Raw genomic sequence first — 17,684 nt, 5'->3', positions numbered from 1 at the left:
GCCATCCTGCCGGGCAGCAAGCCTGCCCCGGCCGGAGCCGCCGTCGCCGCCGCAGGCAAGCCGCCGCCCCTCGGCCGGGCCGTCGCGACGCGCAGCGCCACCGCCTTCACGCCCGATCCGACCGTCAGCGCCCGCGTGCGGCAGGAGGTACTGGCCGGCGCCCTGCCCACCAGCCCCAATCCCGCAGGGCTGCGCGCGGCGGTCGAATCCGGCGCGCCCTGGCAGGAATTCGACCGGCTGCTGCAGCAGCACGGCTACGACCCGCGCGACCTCGCGGACGTGGTCGCGGCCTTCTACCTGATCGCCTGGGAGGTCGCGACCGGCGGCGACGCCACCACCCAGCCTGCCGGCATCGCGGCGGTGCGCGGGCAGGCGCGGCAGATGCTCTCGGCCTCCCCGAACCTCGCGCGCCTGGACGAGGCCGAGCGCCAGGCGACGGCCGAGACTCTCGCCTTCCACGCCATGGCGATCGCCGCACGCCACCAGGACCTGCGCGCGGCGGGCGGCGACCTCCTCGCCTACCGCGCCGAGGTCGCGCAGGCGGTGGTGCAGTTCCAGGGCATCGACCTGCGTCGCTTCGCCCTGACGCCGGCCGGCTTCCAGCAGCGGTAGGGCAGATCCCGATCGGGCGGGATCACCTGCTCGGTCGAGGATGCTCGCGAAAACAGGCGCCTGGCGCGGCGGCCGGGGGTCAGGGCGAGCGGAAAACCGCGCGAGGGGTTCAGCCCGCCCCGGCCGCGCGCCGGTAGGCCAGCACCGCGGCGGCGAGATCCTCCCCCGCCCAGCCGACCGACTTGAACACCGTGACCTCCCCGGCCGAGCGGCGGCCCGGATGCGTGCCGCGGCAGAGATCCGCGAGTTCCGCCGCGATCTGCGCCTCGGTGATCGCGCCCTCGGCGATGGCCTGGACGATATCCCCCGCCTCGGCGAGCGCACCGGCGCGGGTGTCGGCCACCAGCGTCGCGCGGGCCATCAGCGCCGCGTCCGATTCGCGCATGTCGCGCCGATAGGCGCCGACCAGGTCCACATGCGTGCCCGGACGCACTTCCGCCCCGCGGATCAGCGGCGCGGTGGACAGCGTGGCGGCGGCGACGATGTCCGCCTGCGCGGGGTCGGGCCGATCCACCGCGCGGGCCGGCAGGCCGTGTTCCGCCAGGGATACCGCGAGCCGCCCCGCATTCGCCGCCGTGGGCGACCAGACGGCGATATCCGTGATCGGGAACCGCGCCGCATAGCCTTCGGCCAGCGCCCGGGCGACCTTGCCGCTGCCGAGCAGCAGCAGGCGCGAACTCTCCGGTCGCGCCAGATGGCCGGCGGCGAGCAGGCTCGCGGCCGCGGTCCGCCGATCCGTCAGCTCGCCCCCGTCGAGCAGCGCGAGCGGCGCGCCCGTCGCGGCGTCCGAGAGCAGGTAGGCGGCATGCACCGCCGGCTCCCCGCGCGCCGCATTCCCGGGCGCGACATGCACGATCTTCACGCCGGTATGCCCGCCGGCGCGCCAGGCCGGCATCAGCAGCAAGGTGTTCTCCGCCCCACCGGTGCCGGGCATGACGTGGCGGTGGCGCAGCGGGGCCTCGCAGCCCTCGCGGAACATCGCGGCCAGCGCGTCGATCAACGCGTCCCACGGCAGGGCGGCGCGGATCGCGTCCCGGTCCAGTTGCAGCATCGCGTCGCATCCCCCGTCACCCGCCCCGCCCCCACGGGCGGGAGGGGCAGGTTTGCCTTCCCGGCCCGGTGTTTGCTAGGCCCCTCAGCCCGGAACATGCGGCTGCCGGGGCAGGGCGCGCGATGCGCGTTGATCCGCGCCCTGCCGTGGAGCAGCATGCGCGCCTCGAACGACATGGGCCCGCCGGCCGTCCACCAGGCGGGAACGACAAGGGAGAAGACTCGTGAAGATGCCATCTCGGCCGACCTTCCTGCGCGGCCTCGGCGCGGCCCTGCTCGCGACGGCGATCGCGCTGCCGGCCGCAGCGCAGCAGCAGCCCGCGGCGCCGGCCTCGTCGACGATCGACGCCATCCGCGCGCGCGGCACGCTGGTCTGCGGCGTGAACACCGGCCTCGCCGGCTTCGCCCAGCCCGACAGCCAGGGCGTCTGGCGCGGCTTCGACGTGGACTACTGCCGCGCGGTCGCCGCGGCGTTGCTCGGGGACGCCAACAAGGTCCGCTACGTGCCGGCGACGGCGCAGGCGCGCTTCACCGCCCTGCAGTCGGGCGAGGTGGACATCCTGGCGCGCAACACGACCTGGACGCTGTCGCGCGACACCTCGCTCGGCTTCGACTTCGCCGCCATCACCTTCTTCGACGGCCAGGGCTTCATGGTGAAGCGTTCGCTCGGCGTGAACAACGCGGCGCAGCTCGATGGCGCCACCATCTGCGTGCAGCCGGGCACCACCACCGAGCAGAACCTGACCGACTGGGCGCGCGCCAACCGCATCCGCTTCACCCCCGTGGTGATCGAGCGGCTGGAGGACAACATCAACGCCTACCTTGCCGGCCGCTGCGACGCCTACACCACGGACGTCTCGGGCCTCGCGGCCACGCGCGCCGTGCAGGCCAACCCGAACGACCACGTCATCCTGCCGGAAGTGATCAGCAAGGAGCCGCTCGGCCCGCTGGTGCGCCACGGCGACCAGCGCTTCGCCGACCTCGTGCGCTGGGTCCATTTCGGCCTGGTGGGCGCCGAGGAGCTCGGCATCACCACGGCCAACGTGCAGGAGATGGCGGCGAGCGACGCGCGCCCCGAGGTGCAGCGCATGCTCGGCCGCAATGGCGACCTCGGCCGCATGCTGGGCGTGGACAATGCCTGGATGGTCAACGTCATCCGCTCCGTCGGCAACTACGGCGAGGTCTTCGCCCGCAACCTGACGCCGATCGGCATCCAGCGCGGCCCGAACGCGCTGTGGACGACGCCGGGCGGCCTCCAGTACGCGCCGCCCTTCCGCTGAGCGACCGACACGCGGGGCGGGGGACGACGTTCCCCGCCCCGCGGCACTTCCCCCGCCCCTTTGGCGGGCAACGACACAGGTGAGGCCCGAGAACAATGTCAGATGCGACCGCCGACCCCCGGTTCCGGCGCAAACCGCCGAAACGGCCGCTGCGCCTTTCCTGGGCCGATGAACGCATCCGCGGCATCTTCTGGCAGATCATCGTCGTCGGCATCGTCGGCACGATCGTCTGGTGGCTGTGGTCGAACACCGCCCACAACCTCGAGGTGCGGCGCATCGCCACCGGCTTCGGCTTCCTGCACCGCGAAGCGGGCCTGCCGATCGCCGAGAGCCTGATCTCCTACGAGCCCACCGACACCTACCTGCGCGCGCTGACCGTCGGCGTGCTGAACACGCTGAAGGTGGCGGTCATCGGCATCGTGCTGGCGACCATCATCGGCACCGCCATCGGCATCGCCCGGCTGTCCCGGAACTTCCTGGTGGCGAAGATCGCCGGCTTCTACGTCGAGGTGATCCGCGACCTGCCGCTGCTGCTGCAGCTGCTGTTCTGGTACACGATCATGCAGAGCCTGCCGGGACCGCGGCAGGCCATGCAGCCGGTGGACGGCGTATTCCTGTCCAACCGCGGCTTCAAGGTGCCGGCGCTGGTGTGGGAGAACGCGCACACCGCGGCCGCCCTCGCCTTCGTCGCCGGCATCGTGCTGACCTGGCTCTACGCCCGCGCCGCGCGCGCGAAGCGGATGATCGACGGCCAGCCGCGCAAGGTCTGGCCGGCCGCGGTCGCGCTGGTGCTCGGCCTGCCCATCCTGACCTGGCAGGTCATGGGCGCGCCGTGGGAGATCGACTGGCCCGCGCTGCGCGGCTTCAACTTCCGCGGCGGCCTGACGGTCAGCCCGGAATTCTTCGCCCTGCTGGTCGGCCTTGTCACCTACACCGCCGCCTTCATCGCCGAGGTGGTCCGCGCCGGCATCCTCTCGGTGAGCCTGGGGCAGTGGGAAGCGGCGCAGGCGCTCGGCCTGCGGTCCGGTTCCGTGCTGCGGCTGATCGTCATGCCGCAGGCGCTGCGGGTCATCATCCCGCCGATGACGTCGAACTACCTGAACCTGACGAAGAACTCCTCCCTCGCCGTCGCCATCGGCTACCAGGACATCGTCAGCATCGCGAACACGACGCTGAACCAGACGGGCCAGGCGATCGAAGGCATCGCCATCATCATGCTGGTGTACCTGACCATCAGCCTGTCCATCAGCCTCTTCATGAACTGGTACAACGCGCGCATCGCGCTTGTGGAACGGTGAGGGCACGGCCATGAGCGACATCACCGTCAACACCCCGATCGGCAGCGAGCCACGCAGCGCGCCGATCACCGCCGTCGGGCCGATCGCCTGGCTGCGGGCCAACCTGTTCTCCGGCTGGCTGTCCACCGCCGTCACGCTGGTGATCGGCTACGTGCTCGTCCGCGCCGTGATGGGGTTCGTCGACTGGGCCTTCGTCAATGCCATCTGGTCGGTGCCGGTGACCAATGGCGTGGCGCAGACCCAGGCCTGCCGCGAACTGCACGGCAGCGGCGCCTGCTGGGCCGTGGTGACCGAGAAGCACCGCTTCATGCTCTTCGGCACCTACCCCTACGAGCAGCACTGGCGCCCGGCGCTGGTCTGCATCCTGTTCGTCGCGCTCTACATCGTCTCCTCGCTGCGGCGCTTCTGGAACTGGCGCCTCATCCCGATCTGGACGGTGACGCTGACCGCGATCGGCGTGCTGATGTGGGGCGGCATCTTCGGCCTGCCCTATGTCCCGCAGGAACGCTGGGGCGGCCTGCCGATCACGCTGATCCTCGCCACCTTCGGCCTTGCCTTCGCCTTCCCGCTGTCGGTCCTGGTGGCGCTGGGGCGGCGGTCGAGCCTGCCGGCGATCAAGGTGCTCTGCGTGCTCTACGTGGAGCTGATCCGCGGCGTGCCGCTCATCTCGCTGCTGTTCATGGCGAGCGTGATGTTCCCGCTCTTCCTTCCGGAAGGGATGAACATCGACAAGCTGCTGCGCGCGCAGATCGCCATCATCCTCTTCGCGGGCGCCTACCTCGCGGAAGTGGTGCGTGCGGGCCTGCAGGCGCTGCCCAAGGGCCAGTACGAGGCCGCCGACGCCATGGGCCTGTCCTACTGGCAGAAGACCGGCTTCATCATCCTGCCGCAGGCGCTGCGGCTGGTCATCCCGCCCCTGGTCAACACCTTCATCGGCTTCTTCAAGGACACCTCGCTGGTGCTGATCATCGGCATCTTCGACCTGCTGACGGCCGGCAAGACGGCGATCGTCGAACCCTCCTGGCAGGGCTTCGGCGTCGAGGTCTACGTCTTCGTGGGCCTGATCTACCTGGTGTTCTGCTTCGCCATGTCGAAATACAGCCAGGGCCTGGAGGCGGAACTCAACCGCCACCGTCGCCGCTGATGCTCGCAACAACGGGTCTGGGACACGATACGAAATGAGCGCTGCCATCGAGACGCCAGGTTTCATCGCCTCCGCCGTCCGCACCGACGCCCCGCCGGCGATCGTGCTCGACAAGGTCAACAAATGGTTCGGCGCGCTGCATGTGCTGCGCGACGTGGACCTGCAGGTCGCCGCCGGCGAGCGCGTGGTGGTCTGCGGGCCCTCGGGCTCCGGCAAGTCCACCATGATCCGCTGCATCAACCGGCTGGAGACGCACCAGGAAGGCCACATCCTGGTGGACGGGATCGAACTGTCGGACGACGTCCGCGCCCTCGGCGCCATCCGGCGCGAGGTCGGGATGGTGTTCCAGTCCTTCAACCTGTTTCCGCACCTGTCGGTGCTGGAGAACTGCACGCTTGCGCCGATCTGGGTGCGCAAGATGCCGAAGAAGGATGCCGAGGAACTGGCGATGGAATACCTGACCCGGGTGAAGATCCCGGAGCAGGCGAAGAAGTATCCCGGCCAGCTTTCCGGCGGCCAGCAGCAGCGCGTCGCCATCGCCCGCGCGCTGTGCATGAAGCCCAAGATCATGCTGTTCGACGAGCCGACCAGCGCGCTCGATCCCGAGATGATCAAGGAGGTGCTCGACACCATGGTCATGCTCGCCGGCACCGGCATGACCATGATCGTGGTGACGCACGAGATGGGCTTCGCCCGCACGGTGGCCGACCGGGTGGTGTTCATGGACCGCGGCGAGGTGGTCGAGGTCGGCACCCCCACCCAGGTCTTCAACGACCCCAAGACGGACCGGCTGAAGCTCTTCCTCAGCCAGATCCTGCGCGGTCACTGACCGCGGGGGCGGCGATGGCGGACTGTTCCATCGCTGCCCCCCGCACCCCGTCCCGGCTCTGCCGCGGCGGCAGGATTGCGCCGCCCGGCCCGACCGGCTTAAGGCTTCCGGCCTTGCCGCCCCGCAGCGAGGCTCCGTGACCGCTCCCACCCCCGGCTCCGACCGAATCCAGCCGCTGACGCCAGCCCTCGTGCTCGGCGTTCTCGGTGTCGTCTACGGCGACATCGGCACCTCGCCGCTCTACGCGCTGCGCGCCGCGCTGCTGCACTTCAGCGACGACGGGCTCGAGGACTGGGAAATCCTCGGCATCATCAGCCTCATCATCTGGGCGCTGATCCTGACGGTCACGGTCAAGTACGTCGTCTTCATCCTGCGCGCCGACAACCGCGGGGAAGGCGGCATCCTGGCGCTGATGGCGCTGGCGCAGCGCAACGTCGAATCCCCACGAGCGCGCTGGGCCGTCGCAGTGGTGGGCATCATCGGCGCCTGCCTGTTCTTCGGCGACGGCATCATCACGCCGGCCATCTCGGTGCTCTCGGCGGTGGAAGGCCTCAAGGTCGTCTCCGACGCCTTCGACCACGCGGTCATCCCGATCGCGGTGGCCATGCTGCTCGCCCTCTTCCTCGCGCAGTTCCGCGGCACGGGCAGCATGGGGGCGATGTTCGGGCCGATCTGCGCCGTCTGGTTCCTGGTGCTCGGCGTGCTGGGCGTGATCGAGATCCTGCACAACCCCGCCGTGCTGCTGGCGCTGTCGCCGCACTACGCGGTGCAGTTCTGCCTCACCTACCGCCTGCTGGCCTTCGTCGCCTTCGGGTCCGTGGTGCTGGCGGTGACTGGGGCGGAAGCGCTCTACGCCGACATGGGTCATTTCGGGCGGCGCCCCATCCGCTGGGCATGGCTATGGCTGGTGCTGCCGGCGCTGGCGCTGAACTACCTCGGCCAGGGCGCACTGCTGCTGCGCAACCGCGCGGCGCTGGAGAACCCCTTCTACCTGCTGGCACCCGAGTGGTTCCGCCTGCCGCTCGTCATCCTCGCCACCGCCGCTACCATCATCGCGAGCCAGGCGATGATCTCGGGTGCCTACACCATCGCGCGGCAGTGCGTGCAGCTCGGCTTCATCCCCCGCCTCGAGGTGCGCCACACCAGCGAGACGGAGGAGGGGCAGATCTACATGCCCCAGGTCAACATGCTGCTGCTGATCGGCGTGCTGATCCTGGTGATGGCATTCCACACCTCGGACAACCTGGCCGCCGCCTACGGCATCGCGGTGACGGGCACCTTCGTCTGCACATCCTGCCTGGCGCTGATCGTCTTCCGCCGGCAGTTCGGCTGGGCCTGGCCGCTGGTGATCGGGGTGTTCGGGCCGCTGCTGGTGCTCGACCTGCTGTTCTTCGCCTCGAACGTGCTGAAGATCCCGCAGGGCGGCTACGTGCCGCTCGTGCTGGGCGCGGCGCTCTTCGCCATGATGACGACCTGGAACCGCGGGCGGGAACTGCTGTTCGCCCGCTTCCGGCAGGACGGGCTGCCGCTGCGCTCCTTCATCGCGCGGCTGCCGCAGTCCCGCACCATCCGCGTGCCGGGCATGGCGGTGTTCATGACCAGCCAGGCGGACTACCTGCCCGGCGCGCTGCTGCACAACCTCAAGCACAACAAGGTGCTGCACGAGCGCGTGCTGTTCGTGACCGTGACCAACGAACCGATCCCCTATGTCCCGGCCGATCGCCGGCGGGAGGTGGAGCAGCTCGCCCCCGACATCCACCGCGTAGCACTGCGCTACGGCTTCCAGGAAAGCCCCAACATCCCGAAGGAGCTCGAGGCGCTGAAGCCGCTCGGCATCGCCTACGAGGCGATGCAGACCTCCTACTTCCTGGGCCGCGAGACGGTGGTGGCGGCCGCGGTGCCGAAGATGTCGAAGTGGCGGCAGTGGCTCTTCGGCATCATGAGCCGCAACGCGGTGCCGGCCACCGAGTTCTTCCGCATCCCCCCCGACCGCGTGGTCGAGCTCGGCGTGCGGGTGGCGATCTGAGGAGGCATGCATGGCGACGGTGATCCTTGCACTGGCCGCCGGCCCCGGCTTCGCCGACGGCAGCCCCGGGCATCGCTACGAGATCGAACTCTCGCTCGACCCCGGCGGGCGGCCGGATGCGGCAGCGTGGCTCGCGGACTCCAATCCGTGGCGGGCGCGCCGGATCGTGCCCGAGGCCGCGCCGGTGCAGGGTGACGTCCAGTACGACCCCGATCATGGCTGGTCGATCCGCTTCTACGGCGCCTCGGCGGAAGGCCCGGACGCGCCCGAGACCCGCTTCGACTGCGGCCCGGACCCGGTGCGGCCGGGCGAGTACGTGACGGTCACCGAGCCGGACGGGCGTGAATACACCTACCGGGTGGTCGGCGTCGGCTAGAGCGGTTTCCGTTCGCCTCGGCTCACGAACACCGCTCCAGGCCTTTGTTCTTGCGAGCATCTTCACCCGATCAGGTGAGTCCACCTGATCGGGATCTGCCCTAAGGCCCGGCAACACGACGGGCGCCGAATGTCACCCCAGTTCGATCGGCAGTGATTCGTCCCTCGCCCATTCGTTCATCGAATTGTCGTAGACGGCGATGTCCTCGTAGCCGAGCTGATGCAGGAGGAAGGCGTCGAGCGTGGCCGCGATGCCGCCGCCGCAATAAACCAGGATACGCTTCGACTTGTCCGCACCGACGGCACCGAAGGTCGCGGCCACCGCATCTGCCGCGTTGAAGGTGAGGGATGCAGCGTCCACCAGGGCCAGCGCCGGCACGTTGACACTGCCCGGGACGCGGCCCGGCCGGCCGTATCGAGGATTCTCCCCCTTGTGCAGGTCCGATGCGAGCGCGTTGATCGTGCAGACCTTCGCGTCGCCGATCGCGGCCCTGATCTCCTCCTTGCCGACGAACAATCCGGGGCGCGGCCTGGCCGCGAGCCTCGCCGCCGGATAGCGCGTCTCCGCGGTCTCGACGGGGCGGCCTTCCGCGCTCCATTTGTCGAAGCCGCCGTCCAGGACCGCGGCGTCATCGAAGCCGATCGCCCGCAGCATCCACCAGATCCGCGTCGCCCATTGCAGGCTGCTGCGGGAGTAGAGGACGACGCGCGTGCCGTCACCGATGCCCTTGGCCGCGAAGCGCGCGGCGAGATCCTGCGCATCGGGCATCGTGAAATTGAACCTGCTCGAACTGTCCGAGAGTTCTCCCTGCAGGTCGAGGAAGGCCGAGCCGGGAATGTGCCCCTTGTCATAGTCGGCGCGGCCGCTCTCGATGCGATACGGCCGGCCCGTTCCCGTCTCGTAGCGCAGGTACGTCGTGCAATCGAAGACACGCAGCGATGCGTCCGAGAGATTTCCGGCGAGCCATTCGGTCGTGACGATGGCATCGGGATACGCGTAATGCTGTGTCGCCGGCATCGAGATCTCTCCGCGATCGACTTGATGGGCCGCATGGCCTTCCAGGGCCAGCGTGCACCCGCGGCGCGGGGCGTCGCAAGCAGGCCTGCCGTCGCGGACGCATGGCACGCACGTCCACGCCGCTCGCGCTGCCGCCCGATCGCCACGGTCCGTCTCTTTATGCGTGCGGAGGCAGCGGGCCGGGGATAGATTCCTTCCGTGCCGGGCTCACCACTTGGCGACGGCCTTGCATCTCCGGGTGGCATCATCGCTCCGGGATCCGAGGCATTCACCGATCTCGGGAAATCCGCGTTCCAGCACGAAAGGAGGCGCCATGACACGGTACAAGGTCGGCTACCTGATCGGGAGCCTCGCCGCTGGCTCGATCAACCGCAAGCTGGCCAGGGCGTTGATCCGCCTCGCCCCGGAAGGGCTCGAATTCCACGAGATATCGTTCAAGGACCTGCCGCTGTACAGCTACGACTACGACAGCAACTACCCGCCCGTCGCGCAGGCGTTCAAAGGCGCGATCGCCGCATCCGACGCCATCCTCTTCGTCACTCCGGAATACAACCGATCCATCCCGGGCGGGCTGAAGAACGCGATCGACTGGGCGAGCCGCCCCTACGGCACGAACGCCTTCACGCGCAAGCCGTCGGCGGTAATCGGCACGTCGCCGGGCTCGATCGGCACCGCGGTCGCGCAGCAGAGCCTCCGGAGCGTGCTCAGCTTCTGCAACTCGCCGCAGATGAACGCGCCCGAGGCGTACATCCACTTCACGCCGGGCCTCATCACGGATGACGGCGAGGTCACCGTGGCATCGACGAAGGAATTCCTGCGCAACTACATGGCCGAGTTCCACGCCTTCATCGGCAGGGTCCTGACCGTCCTGCCCCGGCAGGCGGGCGCGTAGGCCCGGCGGCGGATCGGCGCGGACCGCCCCCGCGACGCGACGCGCCCGCCGGTTCGGGGCGTCGAGGGTTCAGGCCTGCGTCCGGCCCGGCCGGATCGCCATGCGGTCGGTGGCCCCGGCCTCCGACCGCGAATGCGAGCCTGCATCGGTCCGGGCATGCGGGCCGATGCCATCGACAGCGCCCGCCCGTTGCGCTCCGACATCGGGCCCATCCTGTATTCGCGCAGGCACCGGATGATCGTCGGTGGAGGTCACGCGGGCCGAACGCCCGCCACCAAGATGCCGTGCCGCGTGCCGATCCGGCGGCGCCTCAAAGTCGATGACGGGACCGAGCGGCACCACCCCCGTCGGATTGATGGTGGCGTGGCTCTGGTAGTAGTGCCCCTTGATGTGGTCGAAGTCGACCGTCTCGCGGATCCCCGGCGTCTGGTAGAGTTCACGCGTGTAGGACCAGAGGTTCGGGTAGTCGGCCAGCCGCCGGATGTTGCACTTGAAGTGGCCGACATAGACCGGATCGAAGCGCACCAGGGTCGTGAACAGGCGCCAGTCGGCCTCGGTCTGCCGGTCGCCGCACAGGAAGCGCCGGCGCGACAGGCGCTCCTCCAGCCAGTCCAGCGTCGCGAACAACGGACGGACGGCTTCCTCGTAGGCGGACTGCGTGGTGGCGAAGCCCGCCTTGTACACGCCGTTGTTCACCGTGTCGTAGATGCGCGTGTTCAGCTCCTCGATCTCGGCACGCAGCGCGTCGGGGTAGTAGTCGCCCTTCGCAGCGCCGACACTGTCGAACGCGCTGTTGAACATGCGGATGATGTCGGCCGATTCATTGCTGACGATGGTCCGCCGCTGCTTGTCCCACAGCACCGGCACCGTCACGCGGCCGGAGTAGCGCGGGTCGGCGCGACGGTAGATCTCATGCATGGTCCGCGCGCCGTTGACGCCATCGGGGATCACCCCCGGGCCTGGATCGAAGGTCCAGCCCTGCCCGGCCATCAGCCAGTGCGTGGCCGAGAAGGAGATGGCGTTCCCGAGCCCCTTTAGCGCGCGGAAGATCATGGTCCTGTGAGCCCAGGGACAGGCGCGCGAGATGTAGAGGTGGTAGCGCCCGGGCTCGGCGGCGAAGCCGCCCTCGCCGGTGGGTCCCGGCGTGCCGTCAGGCGTCACCCAGTTGCGAAACCGGCTCTGGCTGCGCACGAAGCGGCCACCGGTCTTGCCGGTGTCGTACCACTGGTCCTGCCAGACGCCATCGACGAGAAGTCCCATACCAAATCTCCCAGCAGGCTACGGACATCGGACATGAGAATTCTCGTGCTGTCCGGATGACGACGACCGGGCGTGGCCCGTATCAGGCAGCCGCGCGCAGCGACAGCCCGTCGATCTGCGACTGCGCCTGCACGAAGGCCTTGTTGCGAGCGGCGTCGCCCATCGCGAGGCCCTCGGCGCGCACCACGGTGACGTCGGTGATGCCGAAGAAGCCCAGCACCGTCCGCAGGTAGGCTTCCTGGTGGTCGAGCGCCTGCAGCGTCGCATCGGTGGAGTAGGCGCCGCCGCGCGAGGAGGCGATCACCACGCGCTTGCCGCCGGCCAGGCCGACCGCGCCGGCTTCGGTGTACTTGAAGGTCTTGCCCGCCTGGGCGAGGCGGTCGATCCAGGCCTTGAGCTGCGTCGGGATGGCGAAGTTGTACATCGGCGCGCCGATCACCACGACGTCGGCGGCGAGGAACTCCTCGACCAACGCATCGGTGAGGGCCCGCTCCTGGCGCTGCGCCTCGGTCAGGCTGCCGGGCTCGGCGCTGGTCATCGCCTGCAGCACCTGGCCGGAGAGATGGGCTGGCGGCGCAGCGGCGAGGTCGCGGTAGGACACCACGGCATTCGGCGCGGAGTGGCGCAGGTTCTCGACGATGGAGCCGGTCAGGCGGCGGGACGCGGAGGCATCGCCGAGCACGCTGGTGTCGATGTGGAGGATGTTCATGGTCGTCATGTCTCGCCTTGGCTGGCCGGCTGACCCGCTGCGGGTGTCCGGCATCCGGTTGCGGAAGAGACGCCGCGTGGCGGTGCCTCGATCGAGACGGAAGTTAATATACCGAAAATATTGGATAAACGCACCTCTGATTGAAATATTGTCTATCGTTATTGTCCAATAAGCACCTTGCGGTGACGTGGAGGCGCGGGAAACCCGTGGCCTCCTGCGATGCGCCCAATGGGTGCGGCAGCGGCGCGCAGGGCCGGCATCGAAGCACGGGCGCCAGGATGCGGCGCCCCGGAACGCGCGTATGGCGGCCTGCCGGCGACGCGGCTTCCACATGCGCGGAAACCGCCCTCTCCCCGCGCGAACAGGCGTCTTCGCGCCCACGACCGGTTCGAGCCGCAAGCGATTCGCTCCAGGACGGCACTCCGCGAGGCGGACCCGAGAGCGACCCCGCCACTACGCCGGGCAGGCGGCGTCCGCGGCCGGGAACCGCCAGGCCGCGACGGGCCATGCCGGGGCCGCCCGGCCAATACCGCGAATGAAGCTCGCGGACTTCCCGACCACCTCATCGACCGTCGGCAGCCAGGGGCCCGACGAAACAGGGTCGAGGTGGCCCACGCCCGGGAGAACCTCAAGCGTCACGCGTCCGCCGCGGGCCTTGATCGCGTCATGCAGCACGCGGGATTCCTCGAGCGGCACGACGGCATCGGCATCGCCGGTCAGCAGCAATGTCGGCGGCGCGTCGGGGCGGATCATGTGACGGAGATCGATCTCCTCGTCCGCACGACCGGCAAAGACATCGGCGACGGCCCAGTGCCGGAGCCGCGCCCTGGTGTAGGGACCCGATATGCCGACCGTGCCGCGGATAGTGCCGGCCGGGACGCCCGCGGCGAGAAGCCGGCCAGGATCGTGCCCCAGCATCATCGCGTTGTAGGCGCCCGCGGAATGTCCCATCAGGTACACGCGGTCCGGGTCCGCACCCAGCGCGGCCGCCCGCCGGATCGCGTAGGCGACCGCATGCGCCGAATCATCGAGGAATGAAGGAAAGAGCACCTGCGGATAGGTGCGATACTCCGGCAGCGCGACGACAAGGCCGCGCGACGCCAGTGATCGGGCGAAGGTGCGATACATGACCTGGCCGCTCGCCCGCTGCCAGGCGCCGCCAGGGAAGAACACCACCAGCGGACGGCGCCAGCCATGCGAGGCCCGAAAGAACTCGATCCCAAGTTCATGCCCGTGGTCGTAGGTCTCGCTGTCCACCTCCTGGTCATCCAGCCCGTAGGTCGAGCCCAGCCGGGCCGAGAGGACGTCGGTCGAGCAACTGACCGCCGTCAGCGAGGAGATGCCGCCCAGCAGATGGCGACGCAGCGACCGCATGAATTTCGGGGGAATGGTCATGATCAGGCGGCTTCTCCGACCGCAGGGCGCGTGCCGTGCTCCTGTCGCGAGCCCTCGGAACGTCCTGTCGTGTTCATTCCGTATGATCGGTGGTGCAACTCTTGAAATAATCAGGTCTGCATTTGACAGATTGTCCATTCATGATGACCAATCTGCGCTGGGCGACGACATCGGCCGGGGTGGTCAGGCGGCGCCACGCGGGGGGAGTTCCGGATGGATCGTCTGGCGGCCATGGAGGCCTTCGTGAAGGTGGTCGAGCGCGGCGGCTTCACCGCCGCTTCCGACGATCTCCGCCTGTCCCGGGCGATGGTCAGCAAGCACATCCAGGACCTGGAGGCGCATCTCGGGGCGCGGCTGCTGAACCGGACCACGCGGCGGGTCAGCCTGACCGAGGTCGGCCGGCTCTATTATGACCGCTCGGTCCAGCTCCTGGCCGACCTCGCCGAAGCCGAGGGCGTGGTGGGCGCTCTGCAGACCACGCCGCGCGGGCGGTTGCGGGTCAATGCGCCGGTCTCCTTCGGCGCGTTGCACCTGGCGCCCGCGATCGTCGACTTCATGAAGGCCCAGCCAGACGTCACGGTGGAGCTGACCCTGAACGACCGCGTCGTCGACCTGGTCGAGGAAGGCTACGACCTCGCGGTGCGCATCGCCCGGCTTGCGGACAGCAGCCTGATCGCCCGCCGCCTCGCGCCCAGCCGGACGGTGGTGTGCGCATCGCCGGCTTATCTGGAACAGCGCGGCTGGCCTGGACAGCCCGCTGATCTCGTCCACCACGACTGCCTTCTCTACAGCTACGACGTGGGCGGCGACGAATGGCACCTCGACGGCCCGGACGGCACGGTGGCCATTCGAGTCCGAGGCCGCCTGCAGGCCAATAATGGTGACGCGCTGCGCGCGGCGGCGCTGCGCGGCGCGGGCCTCGTCGCCATGCCGAGCTTCATCGTCGGCGCGGATCTCGCTGCGGGGCGCCTGGTCCCGGTCCTGCCCGGCTACCGCGCGCCGGAACTGGTCATCCACGCGGTCTATGCGCCAGGCCGGCATCTTTCGGCCAAGGTCCGCAGCTTCATCGACTTCCTCGTCCCCCGCTTCGGCGAATGGCCGGAATGGGACGCCTGGATGTCCTCCGGAGGCGGGGCCGGCGCACCGGCCCCATGACCGGCGCGGCGCCGCTCCGTCCGGCACGCGGCGTCCCCCGGATTCGAGACGCAGTCTTCCTGCCCCCGCGTCCCGGGGGAGCGCAGGCGCGCATGGCAGCGACCGGCCCCGGACGCGACGGAACGACCGCCGCGCCCGGGGCCATTTCCGCCGACCTCAGGCGAGGTCGAAGCGATCCAGGTTCATCACCTTGGTCCACGCCGCCACGAAGTCGCGCACGAACTTCTCCTGCGAGTCGCCCTGTGCATAGACCTCCGCGAGGGCGCGGAGCTGGGAGTTCGAGCCGAAGATGAGATCGACACGGGTGCCGGTCCACTTCACTGCGCCCGTCGCGCGATCGCGCCCCTCGAACGCCTCCTCGGCCTCCGAGGTCGCCTTCCACGTGGTGCCCATGTCGACCAGGTTGACGAAGAAGTCGTTGGTCAGCGTTCCGGGCCGGTTCGTGAAGACGCCGTGCGGGGACTGCCCGACATTCGCGTTCAACGCGCGCATGCCGCCGACGAGGACCGTCATCTCCGGCGCGGTCAGCGTCAGCAATTGCGCCCGATCGACCAGCAACTCCTCGGCCGACACGCTGTAGCGGGTCTTGAGGTAGTTGCGGAACCCGTCCGCGATCGGCTCCAGCACGGCGAAGGAGTCCACGTCGGTCTGCTCCTGGGAAGCATCCGTGCGGCCCGGCGAGAAGGGAACCTTCACGTCGTGCCCGGCCTTCTTCGCGGCTTGCTCGACCGCCGCGCAACCGCCGAGGACGATGAGGTCGGCGAGGGACACCTTCTTCCCGCCGGTCTGCGCCGCGTCGAACTCCTTTCGGATGCCCTCGAGCTTAGCGAGCACGGTTGCGAGCTGGGCCGGCTGGTTCGCCTCCCAGTCCTTCTGCGGCGCGAGCCGGATGCGCGCTCCGTTCGCCCCGCCGCGCCTGTCGGAGCCACGGAAGGTCGAGGCCGACGCCCATGCGGTCGCGACCAGCTGGGGGATCGACAGGCCCGAGGCGAGGATCTTCGCCTTGAGCGCAGCGATGTCCTGCTCGTCGATCAGCTTGTGATCGACCGCCGGAACGGGGTCCTGCCAGATCAGGTCCTCGGCCGGAACCTCGGGGCCGAGGTAGCGGACGCGCGGCCCCATGTCGCGGTGCGTGAGCTTGAACCAGGCGCGGGCGAAGGCATCCGCGAACTGGTCCGGGTTCTCGTGGAAGCGCCGCGAGATCTTCTCGTAGGCCGGGTCCATCCGCAGGGAGAGATCCGTCGTCAGCATGGACGGCGCATGACGCTTCGACGGGTCGAAAGCATCCGGCACCGTGCCGGCGCCCGCGTCACCCTTCGGCTTCCACTGATGCGCGCCGGCCGGGCTCCTGGTCAGTTCCCATTCGTAGCCGAACAGGTTGTCGAAGTAGTTGTTGCTCCACTTCGTCGGCGTGGCGCTCCAGATGACTTCCAGGCCGCTGGTGATGGCGTCGGCGCCCTTGCCGCTGGCGTAGCTGCTCCTCCAGCCGAGGCCCTGCTCCTCGATGCCGGCGGCCTCGGGCTCGCGGCCGACGAGCTTCGCATCGCCCGCGCCATGGGTCTTGCCGAAGGTGTGCCCGCCGGCGATGAGGGCGACGGTCTCCTCGTCGTCCATCGCCATGCGCGCGAAGGTTTCGCGGATGTCCCGCGCAGCCGCGACCGGATCCGGGTTGCCGTTCGGCCCTTCGGGATTCACGTAGATCAGGCCCATCTGCACGGCGGCGAGCGGATTCTCGAGGTCACGGTCGCCGCTGTAGCGCTTGTCGCCCAGCCAGGTGTCCTCGGCGCCCCAGTAGATGTCCTCCTCCGGCTCCCACACGTCCTCGCGGCCGCCGCCGAAGCCGAAGGTCCTGAACCCCATGGACTCCAGGGCACAGTTGCCCGCGAGGACAATGAGGTCGGCCCAGGAGAGCCTGTTGCCGTACTTCTGCTTGACCGGCCAAAGCAGCCGGCGCGCCTTGTCGAGGTTGGCGTTGTCGGGCCAGCTGTTGAGCGGCGCGAAGCGCTGCGTGCCCGAGGAAGCGCCGCCGCGGCCGTCACCGATGCGGTAGGTGCCGGCGCTGTGCCATGCCATGCGGATCATGAGTCCGCCGTAATGGCCGAAATCCGCGGGCCACCAGTCCTGCGACGTCGTCATCAGCGCGACGAGGTCCCGCTTCACAGCCGCGAGGTCGAGCTTCCGGAACTCCTCGGCGTAGTTGAACGCAGCCCCCAAGGGATTGGACTGAGGCGGGTTCTGGTGAAGGATCCTGAGGTTCAGCTGGTTCGGCCACCAATCCCGGTTCGACCGGGTCGCCAGCCTGGGGGCTCCGTGCGCGACCGGGCACTTGCCGGCGCCCTGCCCGTCATTTCCATCCATGTTTCTCTCCCATCGTTGTGCCGATTGACCTGCTCGGTGAGTGAAAGCCGCGACGATTGTGCACGACGTTCCGGTTTCCCGGTCGCCACGATGACCGCGCCGGACCAGCAGAAGCACGAGGCCGTCCGGGCCGATGGTCAGGCCGTCATGGTTGACGACGACGGGCGCGCCGGCGCGCGTGGTCAGGCGTAGGATGCTGCCAATTCTGGCTCCAGCGAAAACCGTTGCGCAACGCTAGCGGCATCCCGAAGCCGATAGGAAGCCCCTTGCCTCAACAGGTGCG

At 69.2% G+C, this 17,684-nt stretch carries 15 protein-coding genes; 9 read left to right on the top strand and 6 right to left on the bottom strand.

The genetic code is table 11. The features are described from left to right. The coding region (locus GXW76_RS10670; RefSeq protein ID WP_211861995.1) for a DUF6683 family protein at positions 1–612 on the top strand (612 nt) is incomplete at its 5' end. Positions 613–721: 109 nt separating this feature from the next. Here GXW76_RS10670 and lhpI read toward each other — a convergent pair. Continuing rightward, the gene (lhpI, locus tag GXW76_RS10665; protein ID WP_211861994.1) at positions 722–1,663 is read right to left on the bottom strand and encodes a bifunctional Delta(1)-pyrroline-2-carboxylate/Delta(1)-piperideine-2-carboxylate reductase; all 942 of its coding nucleotides are present in this window, start codon (positions 1,661–1,663) and stop codon (positions 722–724) included. Between the two features lie 229 nt (positions 1,664–1,892). Here lhpI and GXW76_RS10660 point away from each other — a divergent pair, with 229 nt between their 5' ends. From GXW76_RS10660 to GXW76_RS10635, 6 genes are all read left to right on the top strand, one after another. Next, complete coding sequence (locus tag GXW76_RS10660) at positions 1,893–2,942, top strand: amino acid ABC transporter substrate-binding protein (RefSeq protein ID WP_211862005.1); 1,050 nt, start codon at positions 1,893–1,895, stop codon at positions 2,940–2,942. Between the two features lie 95 nt (positions 2,943–3,037). Next, positions 3,038–4,240 carry an amino acid ABC transporter permease gene (locus GXW76_RS10655; RefSeq protein ID WP_211861993.1) on the top strand — a complete coding sequence of 401 codons (1,203 nt, stop codon included), beginning with the start codon at positions 3,038–3,040 and terminating at the stop codon, positions 4,238–4,240. 10 nt (positions 4,241–4,250) lie between these two features. Beyond that, the gene (locus GXW76_RS10650) at positions 4,251–5,384 is read left to right on the top strand and encodes an amino acid ABC transporter permease (RefSeq protein WP_211861992.1); all 1,134 of its coding nucleotides are present in this window, start codon (positions 4,251–4,253) and stop codon (positions 5,382–5,384) included. 34 nt (positions 5,385–5,418) lie between these two features. After that, a complete protein-coding gene (locus GXW76_RS10645) occupies positions 5,419–6,213 on the top strand; it encodes an amino acid ABC transporter ATP-binding protein (protein ID WP_211861991.1) in 795 nt (264 codons plus the stop codon). A 136-nt stretch (positions 6,214–6,349) separates the two neighbouring features. Next, positions 6,350–8,239 (top strand): potassium transporter Kup, encoded by a 1,890-nt coding sequence (locus GXW76_RS10640; protein ID WP_338150936.1) that lies wholly within the window; start codon positions 6,350–6,352, stop codon positions 8,237–8,239. Between the two features lie 10 nt (positions 8,240–8,249). Next, entirely contained in the window at positions 8,250–8,615 is a 366-nt protein-coding gene (locus tag GXW76_RS10635; RefSeq protein WP_211861990.1) for a hypothetical protein, read from the top strand. A 132-nt stretch (positions 8,616–8,747) separates the two neighbouring features. Here GXW76_RS10635 and GXW76_RS10630 read toward each other — a convergent pair whose 3' ends face one another. Continuing rightward, positions 8,748–9,632 (bottom strand): sulfurtransferase, encoded by an 885-nt coding sequence (locus tag GXW76_RS10630; protein WP_211861989.1) that lies wholly within the window; start codon positions 9,630–9,632, stop codon positions 8,748–8,750. A gap of 313 nt (positions 9,633–9,945) precedes the next feature. On the opposite strand from GXW76_RS10630, the gene GXW76_RS10625 reads away from it, so the two are divergent. Then, positions 9,946–10,524, top strand: a complete 579-nt coding sequence (locus GXW76_RS10625) for an NADPH-dependent FMN reductase (protein WP_211861988.1) — start codon at positions 9,946–9,948, stop codon at positions 10,522–10,524. Positions 10,525–10,593: 69 nt separating this feature from the next. Here the strand turns inward: GXW76_RS10625 and GXW76_RS10620 are convergent, their stop codons facing one another. The 3 genes from GXW76_RS10620 to GXW76_RS10610 form a co-directional block, all read right to left on the bottom strand. Then, the gene (locus GXW76_RS10620; RefSeq protein ID WP_211861987.1) at positions 10,594–11,784 is read right to left on the bottom strand and encodes a glutathione S-transferase family protein; all 1,191 of its coding nucleotides are present in this window, start codon (positions 11,782–11,784) and stop codon (positions 10,594–10,596) included. A gap of 82 nt (positions 11,785–11,866) precedes the next feature. Further along, entirely contained in the window at positions 11,867–12,502 is a 636-nt protein-coding gene (locus GXW76_RS10615; RefSeq protein WP_272876049.1) for an FMN-dependent NADH-azoreductase, read from the bottom strand. A 444-nt stretch (positions 12,503–12,946) separates the two neighbouring features. After that, complete coding sequence (locus GXW76_RS10610) at positions 12,947–14,026, bottom strand: alpha/beta hydrolase (RefSeq protein ID WP_211861986.1); 1,080 nt, start codon at positions 14,024–14,026, stop codon at positions 12,947–12,949. Between the two features lie 75 nt (positions 14,027–14,101). On the opposite strand from GXW76_RS10610, the gene GXW76_RS10605 reads away from it, so the two are divergent. Continuing rightward, the gene (locus GXW76_RS10605; protein ID WP_211861985.1) at positions 14,102–15,043 is read left to right on the top strand and encodes a LysR family transcriptional regulator; all 942 of its coding nucleotides are present in this window, start codon (positions 14,102–14,104) and stop codon (positions 15,041–15,043) included. A gap of 156 nt (positions 15,044–15,199) precedes the next feature. Here GXW76_RS10605 and katG read toward each other — a convergent pair whose 3' ends face one another. Then, positions 15,200–17,401, bottom strand: a complete 2,202-nt coding sequence (gene katG, locus GXW76_RS10600; RefSeq protein ID WP_211861984.1) for a catalase/peroxidase HPI — start codon at positions 17,399–17,401, stop codon at positions 15,200–15,202. Between the last annotated feature and the right edge of the window lie 283 nt (positions 17,402–17,684).

The organism is Neoroseomonas soli, assembly GCF_018129065.1.
Lineage (GTDB): Bacteria > Pseudomonadota > Alphaproteobacteria > Acetobacterales > Acetobacteraceae > Neoroseomonas > Neoroseomonas soli.
The sequence above is the reverse complement of the archived record's forward strand: the minus strand, read 5'-3'. Positions and strand labels throughout refer to the sequence as shown.